Here is a 21832-nt window from a genome sequence, read left to right on the forward strand (position 1 = left end):
GATAATGTAAAATAATTTATGAGTTTAATAAATAAATTTGGTAAAATTACATTAAAATTGATAAAATTTGCTGATTTTATTGAAATTTAAAGAATTAAAAATATAAAAATCATTAAGCTGGGGACTAGAAATTAATGGATTTTAAAGAAATGCTACACCAAATCGGACAACTTTTTCAAAAATTAACTCGTAAGCAATTGATTGTTATTGCTGCGTCTATAGTAGTGGTTGTAGGTTTTTTGGTATTTTTAGCATTATTTCGCGGAGGTGGAAACGGTTCTAGCGATGGATATGCAGTTTTAGTAGAAAATGTTAGTCCTAGCTCTTCAGCTGCTATTGTAGCTAAGCTTGAGCAAAACAATATCCCTTACAAACTTGCTAGTGAAAATAAAATTTTAGTTCCTAAAGATCAGGTTTATCGCCAAAGAATGTTCATTGCAAGCGAAGGACTTATTAAGGATAGTCGTATAGGTTTTGAAGCTTTTGATCAACAGCAATTTGGCGCAACCGATCAAGATATCGCTATAAAGTATAGAAGAGCCCTTGAAGGGGAACTATCAAGAACAATTGAAACTTTAGAGCCTATTCGTAGTGCAGTCGTGCATATAGCTATTCCAAAAGATTCTGTTTTTACAGAAAGACAAATTCCGCCAACCGCTTCAGTAGTAGTTAATGTTAAAGAAGGTCTAAGGCTTACGACAAAGCAAATTGATGGGATTAAAAATATCGTTTCGGCTGCAGTTGCAAATCTTAAAAAAGACAATATTAAAATCAGTGATCAAAGAGGTATTCCTTTAGATGATAAAGATAACAGTGATGATTTAGTTCGAGAGCAGATCAAATATAAAAGCGATCAAGAAAAAGCCTTAGAAGATAAAATTATAGAGAATTTAGCCCCTTTTGCAGGAGGCACAGATAAGGTAAAAGTGAGTGTAAATATAGATTTTGATTTTTCTAAACAAGAATCTCAAAGCGAAATTTATGATCCAAATACTGTTATAAGAAGTGAGCAAACTTTAAATGAAGAAAGAACTGGAAGAAAAGATCGTGAAATTCAAGGTGTTCCAGGTGCGGTTTCAAATATAGGTCCTGTTGAAGGGCTTGATAATAAGGGAGAAATTGATACTTATAAGAAAAATCAAGTTACAACCAATAATGAAATTTCAAAAACAATTACCAATACAAAAAAACAATTTGCAACCATTATTAGAACTTCAGCTGCAGTTACGATTGATGGAAAATATCAAGATGTTGTTGATGCAAATGGAGATGTTAAAAGTGAATATGTTCCTCTCACAAAACAAGAACTAGCTAGTATAGAAAGTATCGTTAAAAGTACTATTAATTACAATCAAGCTAGGGGTGATAGCGTTGTAGTGCAAAATTTACCATTCCATCGTGAAACTATTAGAGTTGAAAGTAAGGTTAAAACATTTTACAATCGTTTCGTTGAGCCTTTCATTCCACCTGTTAAGTATTTTATTGCAGCGTTTTTGCTTTTTATCTTTTACAAAAAAGTCATTACTCCATTTACGCAAAAAATGCTCGAGGATATGGCTGCACAAGAAGAGGCTCAAGAAGGAGGAGTCAATGCTATTATTGATGATGCTGAAGATGCATTAGAGAAATTTAATGCAGCTAGGAAAAAAGTTGAAGAACAACTTGGTTTTGGAGATGGCTTTAATGAAGATACCATCCAGTATGAGGTTTTACTTGAAAAATTAAGAGGTTTGGTAAGTGATAAGGGTGAAGAAATTGCTGCACTTTTACAGAATTTAATTCAAAATGATAGTGAATTTGGTGATAAGGATATATAGATGATCAAGCTTAGTGAAGAACAAAAAATGGTTTATGATGATTTATCGATGCCTGAAAAGGTAGCGATTTTTCTTATACAGCTTGGTGAAGATGCTACAACTTCTGTTTTTTCGCATATGGAAATTGATGTTATTACAGAAATTTCACGATATATTGCTATGGCAAAAAATGTTGATAGATCTGTAGCAACAGCTGTTTTGGAAGAATTTTATACCTTACTTCAATCTAATCAATATATTAAAAGTGGTGGTTTAGAATACGCTAAAGAAATACTATTTCGTACTTTTGGTCCTGAAATTGCTAATAAAATTCTTGAAAAACTTACTAAAAGTATGGAAAATAATCAGAATTTTGCTTATTTGGCACAAATTAAACCTCAGCAACTTGCTGATTTTATTGTAAAAGAACATCCACAAACTATTGCTCTTATTTTAGCACACATGGATTCAATTCATGCTGCGGAAACTTTAGAGTATTTTAGTGATGAATTAAGAGCTGAAGTTGTGATCAGAATGGCAAATCTTGGGGATATTTCTCCAAGCATTATTAAAAGGGTTTCTGCTGTATTGGAAAGCAAGCTTGAAAGTCTTACTTCTTATAAAGTTGAAGTGGGTGGTCCAAGAGCCGTGGCTGAAGTGCTTAATCGCTTGGGACAAAAGGCTTCTAAATCTACTATTACTTATATTGAACAAAGTGATGAGAGGCTGGCTGAAACTATTAAAGAACTTATGTTTACTTTTGATGATATACAAAAACTCAGCACTCAAGCAATAAGAGAAATTTTAAAAGTAGCAGATAAAAAAGATCTTATGATAGGTCTTAAAGGAGCTAGTGAAGAATTAAAACAAAAATTCTTAGCAAATATGTCTACACGTGCGAGTGAAGCTTTTCTTGAAGAAATGGGATTTTTGGGAGCTGTGCGTGTGAAAGATGTTGAAGATGCGCAAAGAAAAGTGGTTGAAGTGGTTCAAAAATTAGCAGAACAAGGCCTAGTTCAAACAGGCGATGCTGATGAAATGATAGAGTAGGTAGAAAATGGCTAGTCGTAGTAATGTTATTTCAGGTGCAACTTCAGAACAGCATGTTGTTGAAGGTTATCATTTTAAGGTTATTTCAGAATTTGATAATAAAGTAGAGAAAAATACTCAAGAAAATGAGAAAGCAATTCCCACTCCTACAACGCCAGAATTAAAACAAGAAGAAGTGTCCAATTTAGAACCTATACAAAATGAATCCAATACAATACCTGCTTTTCAACCAAGTTTTGTAGAGGATTTACTTAAAAAAACTGATGAAATGTCAAGCAATATTATAAAACTTCAAATGCAAATTGAAAGTCAAGAAAATGAATTTAACAATCGCTTAAATTCTGAACTTGAAAATGCTAAAGAAAAATTTTCAAAAGAAGGATACGAAAAAGCTAAGATAGAATTCCAAAAAGAATTAGATGAATTAAAAGATAAATATTTAAAAAGCATTGCCAAGCTTGATGAAGCTTGTATAAAATTAGATTCTTTTATAGAAAAAAATGAAAAAGAATTAGCTGATACAGCTATAGATATAGCTAAAGAAGTTATTATTAAAGAACTTGAAAATAATTCTAGCAAAATCGCATATGCTTTAGCTCAAAATTTAGTGAGTGAATTAAAAGGGGCTAATGCAATTGAAATTAAGGTTAATTCTAATGATTATGATTATTTAAAAGAGCATTTTAATGAGTTTAAACACATAAAAATAAGCCTTGATGATGCTATTAGCAAAGGAAGTGTGATTATCTTAAGTGATGCTGGAAATATAGAATCTAATTTAAATTCTCGTTTGACTAAAATTAAAAAGATGATCAATAATGAATGAGATTTTTACCCACACTCAAGAAAAACTACAATCTTTAAGCATTAAAGAACTTGAAAATCTTGCTCAAAAAATTAGAGAAGAAATTATAAAAATTGTTTCTAAAAATGGTGGACATTTAAGTTCTAATTTAGGAGCAGTAGAGTTAACAATAGCTATGCATACAGTTTTTGATGCAAAAAATGATCCTTTTATTTTTGATGTTTCACATCAATCTTATACTCATAAACTTTTAAGCGGAAAAGAAAAAATTTTTCATACTTTAAGACAAATAGATGGGCTAAGTGGTTATACAAAGCCTAGTGAAGGAGACTATTTTATCGCTGGACACTCTAGCACATCTATTTCTTTAGCAGTTGGAGCTTGTAAAGCTATAGCTTTAAAGAATGAAAAACGCATCCCTGTGGCACTCATAGGTGATGGAGCTTTAAGTGCAGGAATGGCTTATGAAGCTTTAAATGAGTTAGGAGATTCTAAATTTCCTTGTGTTATAATCTTAAACGACAATGAAATGAGTATTTCAAAACCAATAGGCGCTATTTCAAAATATCTTTCTCAAGCAATGGCGACACAGTTTTATCAGAATTTTAAAAAACGAGTCGTAAAAATGTTAGATGTTTTACCTGATTCTGCAACTTATATGGCTAAGCGTTTTGAAGAAAGTTTTAGATTGATTACTCCTGGGCTTTTATTTGAAGAGTTAGGACTTGAATATATAGGTCCTATAAATGGACATAACTTAACAGAAATTATTTCTGCTTTAAAACAAGCAAAAGCAATGCAAAAACCTTGTGTAATTCATGCTCAAACCTTAAAAGGTAAGGGTTATGCTTTAGCAGAAGGTCAGCATTCTAAATGGCATGGCGTAGGAGCTTTTGATATTAATAGTGGTGAACTTTTAAAAAAAAGTTCTACTAAAAGTGCAACTGAAATTTTTTCTCAGAAATTATTAGAATTAGCAACAAAATATGAAAATATTGTAGGTGTTACAGCTGCTATGCCTAGTGGAACAGGTCTTGATAAATTAATTGAGAAATTTCCTAAAAGATTTTGGGATGTTGCAATTGCTGAGCAGCATGCAGTGACTTCTATGGCAGCCATGGCAAGAGAAGGATTTAAACCTTTTATAGCTATATATAGCACTTTTTTACAACGTGCTTATGATCAGGTGATTCATGATTGTGCTATTATGAATTTAAATGTTGTTTTTGCTATGGATAGAGCTGGTATAGTAGGTGAAGATGGGGAAACACATCAGGGTGTTTTTGATGTGAGTTTTTTAGCACCTTTACCTCATTTAACTCTTGTTGCCCCTAGAGATGAGTTAATGATGGAAAATATTATAGAATATGCTTATTTTCATAAAGGACCTTTAGCTTTTCGTTACCCTAGAGGTAGTTTTATTTTGGATAAAGAATTTAATCCTTCTAAAGTAGAATTAGGCAAAGCACAATGGCTAATAAAAAATGAAAAAAGCGAAATTGCTTTTATAGGTTATGGACAAGGCGTGGGCAAAGCTTGGCAAGTCTTAAATGAAATGCAAGAAAACATTGATCTTATAGATTTAATTTTTGCTAAACCTTTGGATGAGATGCTTTTAAAAGATTTGGCTAAAAAAAGTAAAATTTGGTTTGTATTTAGTGAAAATGCTAAAATTGGTGGAGTAGCAAGTTTACTGCAAGCTTTTATTCAAAAAAATGATTTGGAGATTAAGATCATTTCTTTTGAATATGAAGATGAATTTATCGAGCATGGAAAAACAAGTGAAGTAGAAAAAAAATTAAAACTTGATATTGAAAGTATAATAGAAAAAATAAAATTATATTTGTAATAATTAATTTTATTTTATTAGATGATAAAAAATATTACTTGATATAAACTTCTTTTAATGAAAAATTTATTATCATTCCTTTCATTATAAATTTTTAAGGATTGTTGATAATGGAAATATTACAAATGCTTAAAAAGCATGATTTAAAAGCTACTCCACAAAGATTGTGCATCTTAAAGATTTTAAAAAGACATGAACATCCAAATATTGAAGAGCTTTATGAAGAAATCAAACAAGAATATCCTTCCATATCGCTCGCTACGGTTTATAAGAATTTAAATACTTTAAGAGAACAAGGTTTAGTTGTTGAAATCAATGCTTTAAATCAAAAAACTTGTTATGACATTTATGAAGAAGAACATATGCATATTGTTTGTTCTAAATGTGGAAATATAGAGGATCTTAGTTTTAAGGATGTGAAACTTAAGGAATATCAAGAATTTTTAGAAAAGAAAATAGGAAGCTTGATTAATTATTTAGCGGTTTGCACCTATATTGATAGTTGCAAAAAGTGTCATTAAGGAAAATAAAGTTAAAATAACCTATTAATTTAAAGGTTATTTTAATGGTATATGAAATTCAAAAAAATTTTTTACTTCCAGATACTACGCTTTTAAAAAATCTTCAAGAAGACGGTATTTTATTTAAAATTCACGAACTTGAGATTTTTTATACCAAAATAACCTACTCTCAAAGTGTAAAATTTAAGAGTCTTGATGGCTTTTACTATAAAATTATAGAAACTAATGATAAAATTCTAGAGCAGAATCAAGAAGAACAAATATCGAAAAAAGAATTTGAAAAAGCTCGTAAAAAAAGTATAGGAAAAGGTATTAAAAAGAAACGTTACGAGTTTAAATTTTGTTCTTTGAAAAGTTTTATTGAGGTTTATAATAAATCTAAAATTTGTATTTTAAAAATTTTTTTTCCAACTTTAGATGAGGCAAATCGTTTTATCTTGCCATATGAATTTAAAATTCAAAAAGAATTTGATTATATTTTAGATTCTAAATTTATAACTCTTTATGGTTGTGATTTTGAACAAATTAACATAGAAAAATATTTTAAAAGTATTGAAAAGAATCAGGTCTTTGATTTAAAATTTTCAGGTTTAATCAATGCTTTTGAAGGTTATAGAATTTTTCTATTTTATCTTTTTAAAAAATTAAAATTTTATTGGAATTTAGCTTTAGATAAGAAAAAAGAAGAGTATTTTTATCAATTTATTTCTTATGCTGATAAAATCAATATAATTTTATCTGATACTGAAGAAATTTTTGATAAGAATTTGAATACAAATTTATCTTTAAGATTTCAAGAAATTGTTGAAAAATCTAATATTTTTTTTCAAAATGATAAAAATATTGAAGCATTACTTTTATTTTTAAGTAGTGAAAATTTACAAAGTTTGTTTAGCGATTTTGATTTTTTTATAAAAGAAAATTCTTTTTATGAAGGTTCTCAAAAGGATAAACTTTTTAAACAAATTTTAGCGGATGAATTTAGAAAAAAATTGATTTTTTTTAAAAAAAATTTATTGAAAAATTTTGAGAATGAAAAATTTTCAAGAAGTTTTTCAGGATTATTAATTTTTTTAGAATATTTTTGTAATTTTTTTGATATAAAACCTTTAAATAAACTCAATGAAAAATTTTTTCTTTTTAAAGACAGGGAAAAAATAATTGTAAAAATCATAAAAAAAAGGGAAAAATTTTTTAAATTAATCTCTCGAATAAATAGAGAATTAAAAATTTACAAAGGGTATTAATGCAAAAACAAGATAAAATCATAGAAATGTTCAATGAAATTGCTCCAAGTTATGATAAGGCCAATAGAATTTTAAGTTTTGGAGTTGATATAAGTTGGCGTAAATACGCTTGTAAAAAGGTTTTAAAGTATTATAAACCAGATTTTATCAGTATAGTCGATGTTGCATGTGGAACAGGCGATATGATTGCCATATGGCAAGAAAAAGCTAGAATGCTTTCTAAAAATATTACAAGTATTAAAGGTATTGATCCAAGTGAGGGTATGTTAGAAATTGCTAAACAAAAATTTCAAAATATTGATTTTATACAAGCAAAGGCTCAAAATTTACCTTTAGAAAACCAAAGCGTTGATATTGTAAGTATAAGTTATGGAATTCGTAATGTAGTAGAAAGAAAACAGGCTTTAAGTGAATTTTTTAGAGTCTTAAAAAAAGGAGGAATTTTTGTTATTTTGGAATTTACAAAAAGAGAAAAAGGTGGATTTATAGCAACTTTAAGAGATTTTTATTTGAAAAATATTTTACCAACTTTAGGTGGAATTATCAGTAAAAATAAAAGTGCGTATGAATATTTGCCTAATTCTATTGATGAATTTTTAAGTAAGGAAGAATTTATAAAAGAATTAAATGATTGTGGTTTTGAAATATTAGATTTTAAAAGCTTTAGTTTTGGTGTTAGTTCAATGTTTATAGCTAGAAAATTATGACCCCAAGTGAATTAAATTTAAAAGCTAAGGCTTTATTAGAAACACATTTTATTGATATTGTACTTAGTGGTGAAATTTCAAAAATCACTATCCATGGTTCAGGACATTGGTATTTTGACTTAAAAGATGAGAAATCAAGCATAGCTTGTGTTATGTTTAAAAATAATAATTCAAAAGTTCACTTTAAACCCGAAGTAGGGGATTTACTAGAGTTAGTTGGCAATGTTAGCTTATATTCTGAAAGTGGACGATATCAATTTGTTGCCAATAGTATGAAAAAATCTGGATTTGGCGATTTGGAAAGCCAATTTATTGCCCTAAAAGAAAAATTACAAAAAGAAGGTATGTTTGATAGTATTCATAAAAAAAACTTACCTAAATTTCCAAAAAAAGTAGGAATTATCACTTCGAAAACTTCAGCTGCTTTGCAAGATATGTTAAAGCTTATTTATCAAAAAGAATATTTTTTAGCCAAAATTTATGTATTTAATGCTTTAACTCAAGGTAGTACAGCGCCAAATTCTTTGATTAATGCTCTAAAAAAAGCTGATACTATGAATCTTGATGTCCTTATTATGGCTAGAGGAGGCGGTAGTCGGGAGGATCTTTTTTGCTTTAATGATGAAAATTTAGCAAGAGCAATTTTTAAAGCCCAAACTCCTATTATTTCAGCTATTGGACATGAAATTGATTATGTTATTAGTGATTTTGTTGCTGATCTTAGGGCTCCAACACCTTCAGCAGCTATAGATTTTTTATTTTATTCCAAGTTAGATTTAGAGCAAAATTTGGACAACTTAGAAGAAAAATTTAGAAAAGAAATAAATCAAAAGATACAAAATTATCAAGATTTGCTTTTAAATTTATATCAGATTTTTAAAGCTAAATCTTTTAAAAAAACTATAGGAGATAAAGAAGAACAAATTACATTTTTGATTAAACAGATTAGACTTTTAATTAAAAATAAATTAGAAAAAACGAATTTAAAATTAGAAAAAATAGAAAATTCTTTTTTTCAACACGAAAATTTTTTAAAAAAAAGTGAAAATTTAATTTCATTAAGCCATAATGGTAAAATAGTAAAATTACAAGATTTAAAACATGGCGATACGGTGCTTTTAAGCTCTCAAATTATACAAAAAAAAGCAAAAATTTTAGAGGAGTGAAGATGAGAAAGATTAATTTTAGTGCAGGTCCTTCTACTTTACCTTTAGAAATTTTAGAGCATGCAAGAAATGAATTATGTGATTATCAGGGTAAAGGTTATTCTATTATGGAAATTTCACATCGCTCTAAAGTTTTTGAAGAAATCCATTTTGGAGCTATGAAAAGGGCTAAAGAGATTTATGGTTTAAATGATGAATATGAAATTCTCTTTTTGCATGGAGGTGCTAGTTTACAATTTGCAATGATACCTATGAATTTATCTTTAGGTGGAATTTGCGAATATGTTAATACAGGAATTTGGACTAGTAAGGCTATTAAAGAAGCTCAAATTTTAGGCGTTAATGTTAAAGTGGTTGCTAGTAGTGAAGAAGATGAATTTAATCATATTCCAAATATTGATTTTAGTGATCATGCTGATTATGCTTATATTTGCTCAAATAATACTATTTATGGAACACAATTTAAAGATTATCCTAAAACAAAAAGTCCTTTGATCGTAGATGCTTCGAGCGATTTTTTTTCTAAAAAAATTGATTTTTCAAATATAGCTCTTTTTTACGGTGGAATACAAAAAAATGCTGGAATTTCTGGATTAAGTTGTGTTTTTATACGCAAGGATATGGTTGAAAGATCACGCTATAAAAATTTAACTAGCATGCTTAAATATTCTATCCATGCTGAAAATCAGTCTTTATATAATACACCTCCAACTTTTGCTATTTATATTTTTGATTTGGAAACAAAATGGATTTTAAAGCAAGGTGGACTTGATCAAATATATAATAGAAATTTAAAAAAAGCTACAATGCTTTATGATTGTATAGATTTAAGTGAAGGATTTTATAAAGGGCATGCTCATAAAAAAGATAGATCTTTGATGAATGTTAGTTTCTCGATTAATAAAGATCTAGATCCTATTTTTGTTCAAGAGGCTGAAAAAGAAGGATTGATAGGTTTAAAAGGACATAGAATTTTAGGTGGAATTAGAGCGAGTATTTACAATGCTATCTCTTTAGAACAGGTGCAAATTTTATGTGAATTTATGGAAGAATTTAAAAGGAAATATCAATGATAAAACGTTATGATGAATGTCAAAGAATGTCTCAAATTGTTGTTTATGATGATTATTTTACAACAGCTGGGCAAGTAGCTTTTGATCCTAAGGGTGATATTAAAAAACAAACAAAAGAAGCTCTAGAAGAAATTGAACTTTTACTTAAAAAAATAGGTGCTGATAAAAATTCTCTCATACAAATTCAAATATGGCTTTCCAATATGGAAGATTTTGAAGCTATGAATGAAATTTATGATGAGTGGATTAAAGAATATGCTAAACCTGTAAGAGCTTGTGTTCAAAGTATTTTAGCAGAAGGTTACCTTATAGAAATTCAAGCTTTTGGTAAGATAAGCAATAAATAATAAATTTTTATTGCTTAAAGTTTTCTCCTCCAAATTTTAATAAAGCAGAACCCCAAGTAAATCCCCCTCCAAAGGCGTCAAGTAAAATCAAATCCCCTTTTTTAAGACGTCCTTCTTCATAGGCATCATTCATAGCCATAGGTATAGATGCTGCTGAAGTGTTGCCATATTTATGCACTGTAACAACACATTTTTCATCGCTTAAATTTAGCCTTTCTTGAACAGCTTTGATTATGCGTAAATTCGCTTGATGAGGAATAAAAAGATCTATATCTTTAGAGCTAATATTGTTTTTTGTTAGAATATCAATAACATCATTGCTAAGTGTTTGTACTGCTATTTTAAAGACCTCATTTCCTTTCATTTGCATCATTAAAGGATGGCAAATGCTAGATTTTTTGGATCTTTGTGTCATTAAAAGATGTCCAAAGTTACCATTGCTTGCTGTGTGAATATCAAGGATAGTATTTTGTTTATCAAGACTTACAATACCTGCTCCTGCACCATCTCCAAAGAGAATACACATGCTTCTATCATTATAATCAATAATAGAGCTTGTTTTTTCTGCTCCTATAATAAGAACATTTTTTTTAAGACCACTTTCTACAAAAGCTTTAGCTTGTTCTAATAAATAAATAAATCCAGTACAAGCAGCTGAAATATCAAAAGCTGTGATATCTTTAAGTCCTAAATTTGCAGCAATTTTGCAAGCAGTAGATGGCATAGTAAAATAATCAGGACTTAAAGTTGCAACAAGTAAAGCATCAATATCTTCAATTTTTAAATTCGCTCTTTGAATAGCTTTTATAGCCGCTTTGGTTCCTAAATCACTGGTTTGTTCATCATCATCAGCAATTCTACGTTCTTTTATTCCAGTGCGTTTAACAATCCATTCATCGGTTGTATCTACCATTTTTTCAAGATCAAAGTTATTTAAAATTTTATTAGGTATATAAGAAGCTATACTTTTTAAACTTGCTTTAGCCATTGTATTTCTCTAGTTCATTTTCGATTAAAGTATTAATATTAGATTTTCCAAAATTGATCGCTTGAAAAATAGCATTTTTAATTGCCCTAGCATCGCTTTTTCCATGACTGATTATCACACAACCATTTACTCCTAACAAAGGTGCTCCACCATATTCTTGCCAATCCATATGTTTCTTAAGCTTTTTAAAACAAGGTTTCATCATCAAAGCACCTAATTTTGCGAAGATTGATTGTCGAACTTCTTTTTTTAAAATTTGAAAAATAGCTGTCGCCACTCCTTCGCACGCTTTTAGAATCACATTGCCACTAAATCCATCACAAATTAAAATATCAATTTCGCCATTAAAAATATCTCTACCTTCAGCATTTCCAATAAAATTTGGGATTTGTTTCATCATTTGATGTGCTTCTTTGGTAAGTTCATTTCCCTTACATTCTTCTTCTCCATTGGATAACAATGCTAGACGAGGTTTAGAAATTTTCATCAATTCTCTAGCATAAATATCTCCCATAATAGCAAATTGAAATAAATGTTCGGCCTTGCAGTCTGTATTCGCTCCTACGTCTAAAAAAAGAGTTTTGTTGACTACATTTGGCATTAAAGTAGCAATTGCAGGTCTTAAAACCCCTTTTAATCTTCCAAGTCTTAAAGTAGCTAAAGACATACTTGCTCCACTATGACCAGCCGAAACAATAGCCTTAGCTTTGCCATCTTTAACTAATTCTATAGCTTTATAAATTGTAGTATCTTTGCGTTTTAAAGCATCAGTGGCATTTTCTTCCATAGAAAAAACTTCACAAGCTTCTTCATATTGGATATATTGCTCAAAATCTTTTGGAATTAGGGGTTTTAAAATTTTAGGATTGCCTACAAGTATAGCATTAAAAGGTTTTTCTTTTAATGCTTCAATAACGCCTTCTATAATAGGTTTTTCCCCAAAATCTCCCCCCATTGCATCAACAGCAATGCTTATCATTGATTTTAATATTCCTTGGTATTTGGGTTAGCGCGATGTGGCATTTTATAACTGCCATCTTTATCTTTTATAGGCATAGGAAGATTAACTTTATAGTGAGTTCTTCTTTTTGCTGCACGAGTTTTACTTACTCTTCTCTTAGGTACTGCCATTTTATCTCCTTTTAATATAAATTAATTTTTATTTTTACAGTGATTACAATAAAAATAATCACTCAAATAAGCTTCAAGTTCACTAATCGCAACTTCTATAATATCAATTTGTCCATCAAAAAATTCTATGGTATTGCTTAATTTATTGTCTTCGTCTTTAAAGATACCATCACTTGCAAAAAGTTCTAAATTCTCATGAACATGAAGTTCCAATTCTTCACCACAGCTATCACAAGGTCTATAAACAAAACCTTGCATTATTGCATTTATTTTAACAAGTTTTGTATTTATTTTTGCTAAATTTCCTTCAAAAATTATATTTTCAAGATTAAGTTTAAAAGGATAGTTTGTATTATTAATCTTTGAAAAATTAATTTTCATTTAGCAAATTTCGTTTGATTTAAAGAAAAACTCAATTTCGTTATTTGCGTTTTCTAAACTATCACTTCCATGAACGGCATTTGCATCAATACTTTCTGCAAAATCTGCTCTAATGGTTCCTGATTTAGCTTCTTTTGGATCAGTTGCTCCCATTAATTCTCTATTTTTCATTACAGCATTTTCACCTTCCAATATAGAAACAACAACTGGACCACTAATCATAAAATTTACTAAATCTTTAAAAAAAGATCTTTCTTTGTGAATAGCATAAAAATTTTCTGCTTGTTCGCTTGTAAGTTGAATTTTCTTTAATGCAATTATTTTAAGCCCATTGCTTTCAAAGCGATCTAGAATTTTACCTATAAGATTCTTTCGAACAGCATCTGGTTTGATGATCGATAAAGTTCTTTCCATGATAAACTTACTCCTAAAATAATACCAAAAGTAATTAAGATTTGTTTTTTTGTATATTAAGCAAAGTTGAAATTATACTGGATTTTTTTTAAAAAAAATTAAATAAAAGCTAGTAAAAACTAGCTTTTTTATAGATTAAGCAAAAACTGGAGTATCTCCATTTCTCATATCTGCACCGATATTATCACGGCTTGGTTGCCCAGAAGCAACTTCACTCCATACTATACATCCATCAGTTGGGCAAGCGCTTGCACAGGCTGGTTGATCATTGTGACCTACACACTCAACACATTTATCTGCATAAACATAATAACTATCTTGTCCTTCTGGATTGCTAGCATCATCAACAATAGCACTCACAGGACACTCATCAATACAAGAGCCACAAGCAATACAAATATCTGTAATTTTTACAGCCATCTTTTTTCCTTTTAATTTGAGATTTTACAAAAAAATTGTATCATACTATTCTTAAAAAAACTAAAATTTTGATAATCAAAAAATTAAAATTTTGATAATAATATTATAATACTATAAAATTACATTTATAAAATTACTTATTAAATATTTGCTAAATTTAAGTTTGAATAATATATTTATTGCAATTATTTTAAAAATTTTTTAAAGATTTAAATGATATAATTTTGTTACTAATAAAATTTATTAATTAGGAGAAAAATATGATCGTTACAAAAAAAGCTTTAGATTTTACTGCGCCTGCAGTATTAGGAAATAATGAAATAGTTCAAGATTTTAATCTTTATAAAAATATAGGACCAAAAGGTGCTGTAGTATTTTTTTATCCAAAAGATTTTACTTTTGTGTGCCCTTCAGAAATTATTGCTTTTGATAAAAGATATCAAGAATTTAAAAATCGTGGTATTGAAGTAATTGGAATTTCAGGAGATAATGAATTTTCACATTTTGCTTGGAAAAATACACCAGTTAATCAAGGTGGTATTGGCCAAGTTAAATTTCCACTTGTAGCAGATTTAACAAAACAAATTGCTAGAAATTTTGATGTTCTTTATGCTGAAGCAGTAGCACTTAGAGGTTCTTTCTTATTAGATGCTGATGGAACAGTTCGTCATGCAGTTATTAATGATTTACCATTAGGTAGAAATATCGATGAGATGATTAGAATGGTAGATACTATGCTTTTCACAAATGAACATGGCGAAGTTTGTCCAGCTGGTTGGAATAAAGGTGATGAAGGTATGAAAGCCGATCCTAAAGGTGTTGCTGAATATCTTAATAAAAACGAAAATAAACTATAATCAATATGCCTCTTTAAGAGGCATTCTTTCTTAATAAAACTTCTAATAATTTTATTGAATTTCATAACTTTTCATTATATAATTTTCTTATAATTTTAATTAGGATTACCAATGCCAGGCGAAGATCAAGAAAAAACCGAAGAGCCCACGTCCAAAAAAATAGAAGATGCTCGTAATGAAGGTAATGTTCCAAAATCTCAAGACGCTGCAGCTATAGTAACTTTAATAATAGGCTTAGCCGTTACTTTATTTACTATGGGTTTTATAGGGGAAAGAATTACAAATTTATATAGATATTATCAAAGTTTTGTAGGCATAGAGTTAGATTTGCGTATCGTTCAAGGTATTATGATTAAAAGTATTTTAGAGGTTTTAATCATGCTTGCCCCTATAGTTTTAAGTATTATGGTGGCTGGAGTTTTAGGTAATATTATGCAATTTGGTTTTATTTTTACCACTAAACCTATTATGCCAAATTTAGGAAAAATTAATCCCTTAAAAGGAATTAAAAATTTAATTTCTTTAAAAAAGATATTAGATACTTTTAAAATTCTTTTAAAAGTAGGGGTGGTTTTTACTATAGCTTTTGTAGTTCTCTTAAAATTTATGAATGAATTACCACTTCTTGAACGCTACAACTTAGTTGAACAACTTAATTGGCTTAGAGATAAAGTTATTATTTTAGCTTCTATTGTAATTATTGCTTTTTTAGTGATCGCTGTTTTAGATGTTTTTTTGGTACGATTTCAATATTTTAAAAGTTTGCGAATGAGTAAACAAGAGATAAAAGATGAATACAAGCAAATGGAAGGAGATCCGCAAGTTAAAGGTAGAATCAGGCGTTTGCAAATGGAAGCTGCGAGGCGTCGTATGGTGCAAGATGTTGCTGGAGCTGATGTTGTAATTACAAACCCTACACATTATGCTGTTGCGATACGTTACGATACTACAAAAGAGCAAGCACCTCGCGTGGTGGCTAAGGGAGTTGATTTTCTTGCTTTACGTATCAAACAAGTTGCCTATGATAATAACGTAGTGGTTTATGAAAATCCCCCTTTAGCAAGAGAGCTTTATAAGGTTTGTGATGTTGATGATTTAATTCCTAGGGAATTATTTAAAGCAGTTGCTGAAGTATTAGGCTTTGTTTATAATACTAATAATAAAGGGCGTTTAGCTGGCCAAGTAAAGAAAAATAATGGTTGAAAAGAGTAAATTATTTACTCTTTTGAATAAGATTTAATACAGATTGCTTAGCATCTTTATCTTGTGTATCGACTTTAAAATAAATTTCTACTCGATTATTTTCTAAAGCTTGAGGATTTCCATTTAAAGGATCATTAAGCCCATAGCTTTTCAAGGTAATATTTTTGGTGTTAATTCCACCTTCCATAAGATATTTTAAAACACTTTGAGCTCTAGCATATCCCAATTCATAACTTCTAAGAGAAGATTCGCTATTATCTGTATAGCCTCTTATTTCAATTTTTACTTGAGGTGGTAAATATGAAATGAGCTGAGCTATGCGTTTTAAATAATCTTGAATATCAGCAGATTCTATTTCAGAGCTATTTTTTTTAAATTCAACTTTAGAAGGTAGATTGAGTATTTCTTGATTATCCGATTGATCCAGTGCAGCTTGAAGTTTTTTGATGATTTCTTGTTGTGTAAGAGTCATTTTTTTTAATTTATTTAATTCATCATCTTTTTCTTCTTGAGAACCTTTAAATTTATGGGTATCTTGATTTTGTTGTTGTATTGTTTGAGTTGCAGTATAATCAAAAATTTTAACAAATTCAGTTTTTAAGGCTTCTACTTTAGCTGGATTGGTTTTTGAAATAGCCCAAAGAGCGATAAAAAGTGCTAAAAGTAAAGATAAAAAATCTGCATAAGGGACAGCCCATTTTTCACCAGCTGGGCATTCTGGACATTTTACTTTTTTAGCCATTTTTAACCTTTATCAAATTGTGAAATTCTAACATCATCATGACTTAGAAAATTAAAGAGTTTAGCTTCCAAATCCCTAGGATTTGCTCCTTCTGCTATACCTTTAATAGCTTCTGTAATTACAATCTGCTCTTTAACAAACTCCATTCCATTAGCTTTTAATTTTCTACCCCATGGAGTATATAAAGCATATGCCCCAAAGATTCCTGTAACTGTAGCTGTAAATGCACCTGAAATACCTGCTGCCATTGCTTGAGGGTTATCTAAAAGTTTAAGGGCCAAAATCAAACCAAAAACAGCTCCAACGAGTCCCATAGTTGGACAAGTTTCTCCAAAGACTATCCAATATTCAGCACATTCTTTATAGTGTTCTTCTAATTGTTCGGTTTGAATTTCCATACTTTCATGAATTTCTTCAAAACTTTTACCATCAACGAGCATCATCATAGCATTTTTCAAAAATTCATTTTCAATTTCATTAGTTCTTGATTCAAGAGCTAAAAGCCCATCTCTACGTGCTATAACTGCAAATTCAATCAATTGAGCTATTCTTTCTGGTAAATTAACCCCAGAGCCTTTGAAAACAATTTTTAATTCTTTATAAGCCGCTTTAACGATTTTTTTATGAGTTGAAGTCATTGCACAAAAAGCAGCAGTTGGCATAACGATAAGAAAAGAAGAAAGGTGAATAACATGTAAAGGATTCCCCCCTTCTAAAATATCCCCTACAGAAATACTTGTTACCGCAAGAACCATCCCTAGTATGGTTGAAAGATCCATTAAATTCTCCTTATTTACTCAAATCGCCCCATTTTTTGGCGATGCTAGAACTTGTTTGCAATTTTACTTTTAATTTTACTATATTTTCCATAATATCACTAGCTTTTTTAACAAAATTTATACATAAATCATCTTTAACTTCAAAAATTAATTCATCATGAATTTGTAAAATAAGTTTTTTGTTTTCATTTAAATCTTTTGAAATTTCTATCATGGCTAATTTTATAATATCCGCAGCAGATCCTTGCAAAATAGAATTAATACTTTCTCTTTCATACATAGCTAATTGCATAGGTTTTGCATTTTCAAAATCAAAATAACGTTTGCGTCCTAATAGAGTCGAGATAAAACCATTTTGTTTTGCTTCTTTTTTAACCTTTTCAAAATAATTTTTAATACTAGTGAAATTTTGAAAATATTTTTCTATATAAGATTTTGCAAGATTGGTTTCAATTTTTAAATTTTTACTTAAAGTTTTATAACCCATTCCATAAATGAGACCAAAATTAATACTTTTTGCTATACTTCTTGTTTGATAATTATTTTCTCCAAAAATCATTAAAGCTGTTTTAGCATGAATGTCTTCATTTTTTTCAAAAGCGTTTAAAAGTTTTTCATCTTCACTAAAATGAGCTAGCATTCTAAGTTCTATCTGAGAATAATCAAGACTAATAAAACTAAAACCATCTTGAGCGATAAAACATGATTTATAATCTTTAGCGTATTGTCCATGAGCAGGGATATTTTGTAAATTTGGATCTTTTGAGGAAAGACGTCCTGTAGCAGTCCCAGTTTGTAAAAAACTTGAGTAAATACGTGAATTTTTATCTTTTAAAGCTAATTTTATTAAAGGTTCGCAATAGGTAGAATAAAGTTTTGCAAGCTCTCTATAATCTAGAATTTTGGCTACAACTGGATGTTGATCAATGATTTCATTTAAAACTTTTTCATCTGTAGAATACCCAGTTTTGGTTTTTTTGCCACTAGGAAGTTTTAGCTTTTCAAATAGTATATCTCCTACTTGTTTTGGCGAGTTAAGATTAAATTTATCTTGGCATAGCGTATAGATTTCTTCACTTAAATTTTTAATTTCATTCTCGAATTTTTTCATTAAATTTTCAAGTGATTTTGTATCAAGTTTAATGCCATTTTCTTCCATCATCATAATGATTTTTATGAAATTAAATTCATAATTTTTAGCAATTTCTAATAAGCTAGAATCAAGATTTTTTAAAAAATAAAGATAAAATTTTAAGGTAATATAAGCATCTTCAGCTGCGTACTCGCAAGCTTTTTCAAGTTCTACATTTGCAAAATTTTCGCCTTTTTTTACAATATTTTCAAAATGCAAAGTTTCATAATCAAAAAGTCTAAGGGCTAAATCATCCATATTAACTTTTAAAGATGGATTAAAAAGCCAAGCTAAAACCATAGTATCTGCGTAATTTTTTGGAGGATTTAGAGCAAAATTATTTTGAATAATTTGAAAATCATATTTTAGATTGTGTCCTATTACAAAATGTTTAAAAATTAATTCTATTGCTCTTTTAGCACTAATAAGTGAAATTTGCTCTTTGACTCCTAAATAGCTATGTGTCAAAGGTACATAAAAGGCTTCATTTTCATTGATGCAAAAACTAAATCCTACAATTTTAGCTTCTTTGGTGTCAAGTCCTGTCGTTTCTGTGTCAAAAGCTATAATACTTTCTTGATCAAGTGAATTTAAAATGTCAAAAAGTTTATTTTCATTTAAAATTAACTTAGCTTTAAAATCTAATTTTTTATCTTGATTTTCAGCGTTATTGTGTATTTTTTTTAGTAAAGAATTAAGCTCATAATGTTTTAAAATTTCAAGCACATTTAAAAGAGGTTCACCTTCAGGAAACATAGATTTTTCAAGTAAATTTTCAAATTTTAAATCTTCATATAAAGAAGTGAGTTTTTTGCTCAAAAAAGCATTCTCTTTTCCTTCTAAAAGCATAGAACGAGTTCTTTCATTGCGAATCAATGTTAAATTTTCATATATATTTTCAATATTTTCAAATTCATCAAGTAATTTTTTAGCTCCTTTAGCTCCTATACCTTTAACTCCTGGAATATTATCTGAAGTATCGCCACAAAGTGCTAAAAAATCTCTAATTTGACAAGGTTTAACGCCATATTTTTCTAAGCAAGCTTCCTCGTTATACTCATTTTTTGAAATAGGACTATAAATACTTGTTTTTCCATTTTTTATAAGCTGATAAAGATCTTTATCTTGGGTAATAATACGGATAAAAATATCCTTATCTTTAAAAGTTTTTACTACAGAAGCGATGATATCATCAGCTTCATATCCTTCGCAAGAAATATTCATAAAGCCCATTTTTTCTATCATTTGTATGCAAATTGGAATTTGTTCTAATAATTCAGAAGGTGGAGGAGTTCTATTTTGTTTATAATTTGGATCGATATCACTTCTAAAAGTTTTTCCTTTAGAATCTAAGGCAAAAATAATGTAATCACTTTGATATTCATTTTTTAAACTATAAATGAAGTTGGCAAAGCCACTAATCATTCCACTAGCTTGCCCTTGTGAATTTTTAAAACCTTTTAAAGCGTAAAAAAGTCTAAAAAAAAAGCCAAAAGTATCTATAATTGTTAAAGTTTTCAATTTTTTCTCTTTTATTTTTTAAATTTTTAAGATTTTTATATTATGTCAATTTTTATATTAAAAACTCATGATTTTAAAAATAACTTGATAAAAAAATGATGAAAAAATAGCGACTAAATTTTCCAAGTAAAATAAAAAATGCACTTTTTAAAAAAGGATATTTTGCAAAACCTAGCCCAAGTGCAAAAATATCACCAACCAAAGGCAAAAAAGTAAAAAAAGCAAAAAAAGCACCGAATTTGAAAAAATTTGTATCCCATTTTTCAAGCTTTTTTAAAGATTTTTTAAAATATTTTTCCAAAATATTTTTTTTACCTAAAAAAGCCAAACCATAGGTACTTAAGCTTCCTAAAGTGTTACCTAAAGTAGCTATTATGAGCACAAGTGATGGGTTGAAATTAAGTTTTATAAAACCTAAGACAAAAGCTTCGCTTGCCAAAGGTAAAAGAGTGCTTGAGAGAAAGCATACTAAAAAAAGTCCTAAGTAGCTTATATCACTATATAAAAAATCAAACATTTTTAATCCACCAAATAAAAATAAATATTATATAAAAAATTATAATTTTTATAGTTAGGATTGGAAATAAGACAATGAGTAAATTTTTCTCACCGTTTAATCAAATTTGATTTTTCGCTTGTTTAATATTAAGCAATCTTTTTGATATTATAATTGTTTTTATATTAATAATTTTAATCATAAAAAGGGTTAAAATGAAAAAATATTTAAGTTTAGTAATATCACTTCATTATCCAGTGTTGCTTTAGCTCCAAAGTACAAACAACAAATTAATTTATTTGCTAACATGAAGTTTGTACTAATTAGATATTTGTATATATCACTAAAATAATTATTATAGAATTAGTATATTCTCAATTATTGATACGACTTTGCGTTATATATCAAAACTTCTATTAAGCTTGAAGAAACAAAGCTTATATAGTAAAATGAGAAAAATAAAAAAATATCAAAGTAAGTAAAGATATTAATAAAAATGTCGATAATCAAACATACACTAGCAAAAAAGATCGGCTTTTAATTATATCTACTTATATCTTTAAAAGGACAGTAGGTTTTGTTTCTTTGTCTATTAATCTAGAAAGTCCTTGCACTCTTTTACAAATCATAATATTTAAATTAGGTATGGATTCGCTTTAGTTAGTTATTAAAAAAGTTTTTATTATTCTATCATTAGAACTGTCCAATCGACATAATTCAATAAAATTTTTTGTGAAATAATTATTTTTATATCTAGGTTAAAAAATTCTTTAAAATGGTATATTTTGCTTTTTAGTAATAGCTATAAATATCCATTTGCATAATTTTAAGTTCTGGCATAGGCAAAAAGATTTAAATTATGATTATAATTTTAACAACACTGCTTATAGTTTTTATCCATTTCTATATGGTCTTATTTTGAAAATATCATCATTTTAAGTTTAAAAAGCTTGAATTTAGATATATTAGAATATTTTTTATTCTAAAAAGCCTTTGGTTGTGTACTTCTACCAAGAGTTAAAATTCTATGTAATATATTAAGAGGTTTTTCATAAAGCCTTTTAATAATTTATATTTACTCTTTTAATACTTGGAGAAGCACTTTGAATAAGGGATAGAATATTCCATAGAAAATATGCAAGAGAGAATTTTGATAAAAAATCAATCTGTATTTCGACTAATACCTATTTAAAAATTTCTAAGAAAC

The 21832-nt window shown here is 28.6% G+C and carries 22 protein-coding genes; 12 read left to right on the top strand and 10 right to left on the bottom strand.

Going from position 1 to position 21832, the window contains the following annotated elements:
* Positions 1-134 precede the first annotated feature (134 nt).
* From fliF to CMOL_RS00530, 10 genes are all read left to right on the top strand, one after another.
* On the top strand, positions 135-1817 hold the full coding sequence (fliF, locus tag CMOL_RS00485; protein ID WP_239820349.1) for a flagellar basal-body MS-ring/collar protein FliF: 1683 nt from the start codon (positions 135-137) through the stop codon (positions 1815-1817).
* Positions 1818-2846, top strand: coding sequence for a flagellar motor switch protein FliG (gene fliG, locus CMOL_RS00490; RefSeq protein WP_200281438.1), 1029 nt, complete (start codon positions 1818-1820; stop codon positions 2844-2846).
* 7 nt (positions 2847-2853) lie between these two features.
* A complete protein-coding gene (fliH, locus tag CMOL_RS00495) occupies positions 2854-3672 on the top strand; it encodes a flagellar assembly protein FliH (protein WP_239820350.1) in 819 nt (272 codons plus the stop codon).
* Positions 3665-5500, top strand: a complete 1836-nt coding sequence (gene dxs, locus CMOL_RS00500) for a 1-deoxy-D-xylulose-5-phosphate synthase (protein ID WP_200281444.1) — start codon at positions 3665-3667, stop codon at positions 5498-5500. The genes fliH and dxs overlap by 8 nt, the downstream gene beginning before the upstream one ends.
* 110 nt (positions 5501-5610) lie before the next feature.
* The gene (perR, locus tag CMOL_RS00505) at positions 5611-6021 is read left to right on the top strand and encodes a peroxide-responsive transcriptional repressor PerR (protein ID WP_137623291.1); all 411 of its coding nucleotides are present in this window, start codon (positions 5611-5613) and stop codon (positions 6019-6021) included.
* Positions 6022-6065: 44 nt separating this feature from the next.
* Positions 6066-7268: a hypothetical protein gene (locus tag CMOL_RS00510; protein ID WP_239820351.1), complete on the top strand. Its 1203-nt coding sequence runs from the start codon at positions 6066-6068 to the stop codon at positions 7266-7268.
* The gene (gene ubiE / locus CMOL_RS00515) at positions 7268-7975 is read left to right on the top strand and encodes a bifunctional demethylmenaquinone methyltransferase/2-methoxy-6-polyprenyl-1,4-benzoquinol methylase UbiE (protein ID WP_239820352.1); all 708 of its coding nucleotides are present in this window, start codon (positions 7268-7270) and stop codon (positions 7973-7975) included. The genes CMOL_RS00510 and ubiE overlap by 1 nt, the downstream gene beginning before the upstream one ends.
* Positions 7972-9141, top strand: a complete 1170-nt coding sequence (gene xseA / locus CMOL_RS00520; protein ID WP_239820353.1) for an exodeoxyribonuclease VII large subunit — start codon at positions 7972-7974, stop codon at positions 9139-9141. The genes ubiE and xseA overlap by 4 nt, the downstream gene beginning before the upstream one ends.
* Positions 9142-9143: 2 nt before the next feature.
* Entirely contained in the window at positions 9144-10214 is a 1071-nt protein-coding gene (gene serC, locus CMOL_RS00525; RefSeq protein ID WP_239820354.1) for a phosphoserine transaminase, read from the top strand.
* Positions 10211-10561 (top strand): RidA family protein, encoded by a 351-nt coding sequence (locus CMOL_RS00530; protein WP_200282115.1) that lies wholly within the window; start codon positions 10211-10213, stop codon positions 10559-10561. Before serC ends, CMOL_RS00530 begins: the two co-directional genes overlap by 4 nt.
* A gap of 7 nt (positions 10562-10568) precedes the next feature.
* On the opposite strand, the gene CMOL_RS00535 is transcribed toward CMOL_RS00530, so the two are convergent.
* From CMOL_RS00535 to CMOL_RS00560, 6 genes are all read right to left on the bottom strand, one after another.
* Complete coding sequence (locus CMOL_RS00535; RefSeq protein ID WP_239820355.1) at positions 10569-11549, bottom strand: beta-ketoacyl-ACP synthase III; 981 nt, start codon at positions 11547-11549, stop codon at positions 10569-10571.
* A complete protein-coding gene (gene plsX, locus CMOL_RS00540) occupies positions 11542-12528 on the bottom strand; it encodes a phosphate acyltransferase PlsX (protein WP_239820356.1) in 987 nt (328 codons plus the stop codon). Before plsX ends, CMOL_RS00535 begins: the two co-directional genes overlap by 8 nt.
* Positions 12529-12533: 5 nt before the next feature.
* A complete protein-coding gene (rpmF, locus tag CMOL_RS00545; RefSeq protein WP_200282106.1) occupies positions 12534-12680 on the bottom strand; it encodes a 50S ribosomal protein L32 in 147 nt (48 codons plus the stop codon).
* A 21-nt stretch (positions 12681-12701) separates the two neighbouring features.
* A complete protein-coding gene (locus CMOL_RS00550; RefSeq protein ID WP_239820357.1) occupies positions 12702-13061 on the bottom strand; it encodes a hypothetical protein in 360 nt (119 codons plus the stop codon).
* Complete coding sequence (gene ndk, locus CMOL_RS00555) at positions 13062-13475, bottom strand: nucleoside-diphosphate kinase (RefSeq protein WP_239820358.1); 414 nt, start codon at positions 13473-13475, stop codon at positions 13062-13064.
* Positions 13476-13610: 135 nt separating this feature from the next.
* A complete protein-coding gene (locus CMOL_RS00560; RefSeq protein ID WP_137623281.1) occupies positions 13611-13895 on the bottom strand; it encodes a DUF362 domain-containing protein in 285 nt (94 codons plus the stop codon).
* 260 nt (positions 13896-14155) lie between these two features.
* On the opposite strand from CMOL_RS00560, the gene CMOL_RS00565 reads away from it, so the two are divergent.
* Together CMOL_RS00565 and flhB are read left to right on the top strand one after the other, a co-directional pair.
* Positions 14156-14752, top strand: coding sequence for a peroxiredoxin (locus CMOL_RS00565; RefSeq protein WP_239820359.1), 597 nt, complete (start codon positions 14156-14158; stop codon positions 14750-14752).
* A 111-nt stretch (positions 14753-14863) separates the two neighbouring features.
* A complete protein-coding gene (gene flhB / locus CMOL_RS00570) occupies positions 14864-15955 on the top strand; it encodes a flagellar biosynthesis protein FlhB (RefSeq protein WP_200282098.1) in 1092 nt (363 codons plus the stop codon).
* A gap of 10 nt (positions 15956-15965) precedes the next feature.
* Here flhB and motB read toward each other — a convergent pair whose 3' ends face one another.
* The 4 genes from motB to CMOL_RS00590 form a co-directional block, all read right to left on the bottom strand.
* Positions 15966-16697, bottom strand: a complete 732-nt coding sequence (gene motB / locus CMOL_RS00575) for a flagellar motor protein MotB (RefSeq protein WP_239820360.1) — start codon at positions 16695-16697, stop codon at positions 15966-15968.
* 2 nt (positions 16698-16699) lie between these two features.
* Positions 16700-17476, bottom strand: a complete 777-nt coding sequence (gene motA, locus CMOL_RS00580) for a flagellar motor stator protein MotA (protein ID WP_200282094.1) — start codon at positions 17474-17476, stop codon at positions 16700-16702.
* Between the two features lie 10 nt (positions 17477-17486).
* Positions 17487-20129 (bottom strand): DNA polymerase I, encoded by a 2643-nt coding sequence (polA, locus tag CMOL_RS00585; RefSeq protein WP_239820361.1) that lies wholly within the window; start codon positions 20127-20129, stop codon positions 17487-17489.
* A 73-nt stretch (positions 20130-20202) separates the two neighbouring features.
* Positions 20203-20646 carry a YqaA family protein gene (locus CMOL_RS00590; RefSeq protein WP_239820362.1) on the bottom strand — a complete coding sequence of 148 codons (444 nt, stop codon included), beginning with the start codon at positions 20644-20646 and terminating at the stop codon, positions 20203-20205.
* Positions 20647-21832 lie beyond the last annotated feature (1186 nt).

Origin of the sequence: Campylobacter sp. RM10537 (genome assembly GCF_022369435.1) — a bacterium.
GTDB lineage: Bacteria > Campylobacterota > Campylobacteria > Campylobacterales > Campylobacteraceae > Campylobacter_D > Campylobacter_D molothri.

Excerpts from the sequence above, each read along its gene's own strand:
- fliF (WP_239820349.1), top strand. The coding sequence starts at position 135 with ATGGATTTTAAAGAAATGCTACACCAAATCGGACAACTTTTTCAAAAA.
- fliG (WP_200281438.1), top strand. The coding sequence starts at position 1,818 with ATGATCAAGCTTAGTGAAGAACAAAAAATGGTTTATGATGATTTATCG.
- fliH (WP_239820350.1), top strand. The coding sequence starts at position 2,854 with ATGGCTAGTCGTAGTAATGTTATTTCAGGTGCAACTTCAGAACAGCAT.
- dxs (WP_200281444.1), top strand. The coding sequence starts at position 3,665 with ATGAATGAGATTTTTACCCACACTCAAGAAAAACTACAATCTTTAAGC.
- perR (WP_137623291.1), top strand. The coding sequence starts at position 5,611 with ATGGAAATATTACAAATGCTTAAAAAGCATGATTTAAAAGCTACTCCA.
- CMOL_RS00510 (WP_239820351.1), top strand. The coding sequence starts at position 6,066 with ATGGTATATGAAATTCAAAAAAATTTTTTACTTCCAGATACTACGCTT.
- ubiE (WP_239820352.1), top strand. The coding sequence starts at position 7,268 with ATGCAAAAACAAGATAAAATCATAGAAATGTTCAATGAAATTGCTCCA.
- xseA (WP_239820353.1), top strand. The coding sequence starts at position 7,972 with ATGACCCCAAGTGAATTAAATTTAAAAGCTAAGGCTTTATTAGAAACA.
- serC (WP_239820354.1), top strand. The coding sequence starts at position 9,144 with ATGAGAAAGATTAATTTTAGTGCAGGTCCTTCTACTTTACCTTTAGAA.
- CMOL_RS00530 (WP_200282115.1), top strand. The coding sequence starts at position 10,211 with ATGATAAAACGTTATGATGAATGTCAAAGAATGTCTCAAATTGTTGTT.
- CMOL_RS00535 (WP_239820355.1), bottom strand. The coding sequence starts at position 11,549 with ATGGCTAAAGCAAGTTTAAAAAGTATAGCTTCTTATATACCTAATAAA.
- plsX (WP_239820356.1), bottom strand. The coding sequence starts at position 12,528 with ATGATAAGCATTGCTGTTGATGCAATGGGGGGAGATTTTGGGGAAAAA.
- rpmF (WP_200282106.1), bottom strand. The coding sequence starts at position 12,680 with ATGGCAGTACCTAAGAGAAGAGTAAGTAAAACTCGTGCAGCAAAAAGA.
- CMOL_RS00550 (WP_239820357.1), bottom strand. The coding sequence starts at position 13,061 with ATGAAAATTAATTTTTCAAAGATTAATAATACAAACTATCCTTTTAAA.
- ndk (WP_239820358.1), bottom strand. The coding sequence starts at position 13,475 with ATGGAAAGAACTTTATCGATCATCAAACCAGATGCTGTTCGAAAGAAT.
- CMOL_RS00560 (WP_137623281.1), bottom strand. The coding sequence starts at position 13,895 with ATGGCTGTAAAAATTACAGATATTTGTATTGCTTGTGGCTCTTGTATT.
- CMOL_RS00565 (WP_239820359.1), top strand. The coding sequence starts at position 14,156 with ATGATCGTTACAAAAAAAGCTTTAGATTTTACTGCGCCTGCAGTATTA.
- flhB (WP_200282098.1), top strand. The coding sequence starts at position 14,864 with ATGCCAGGCGAAGATCAAGAAAAAACCGAAGAGCCCACGTCCAAAAAA.
- motB (WP_239820360.1), bottom strand. The coding sequence starts at position 16,697 with ATGGCTAAAAAAGTAAAATGTCCAGAATGCCCAGCTGGTGAAAAATGG.
- motA (WP_200282094.1), bottom strand. The coding sequence starts at position 17,476 with ATGGATCTTTCAACCATACTAGGGATGGTTCTTGCGGTAACAAGTATT.
- CMOL_RS00590 (WP_239820362.1), bottom strand. The coding sequence starts at position 20,646 with ATGTTTGATTTTTTATATAGTGATATAAGCTACTTAGGACTTTTTTTA.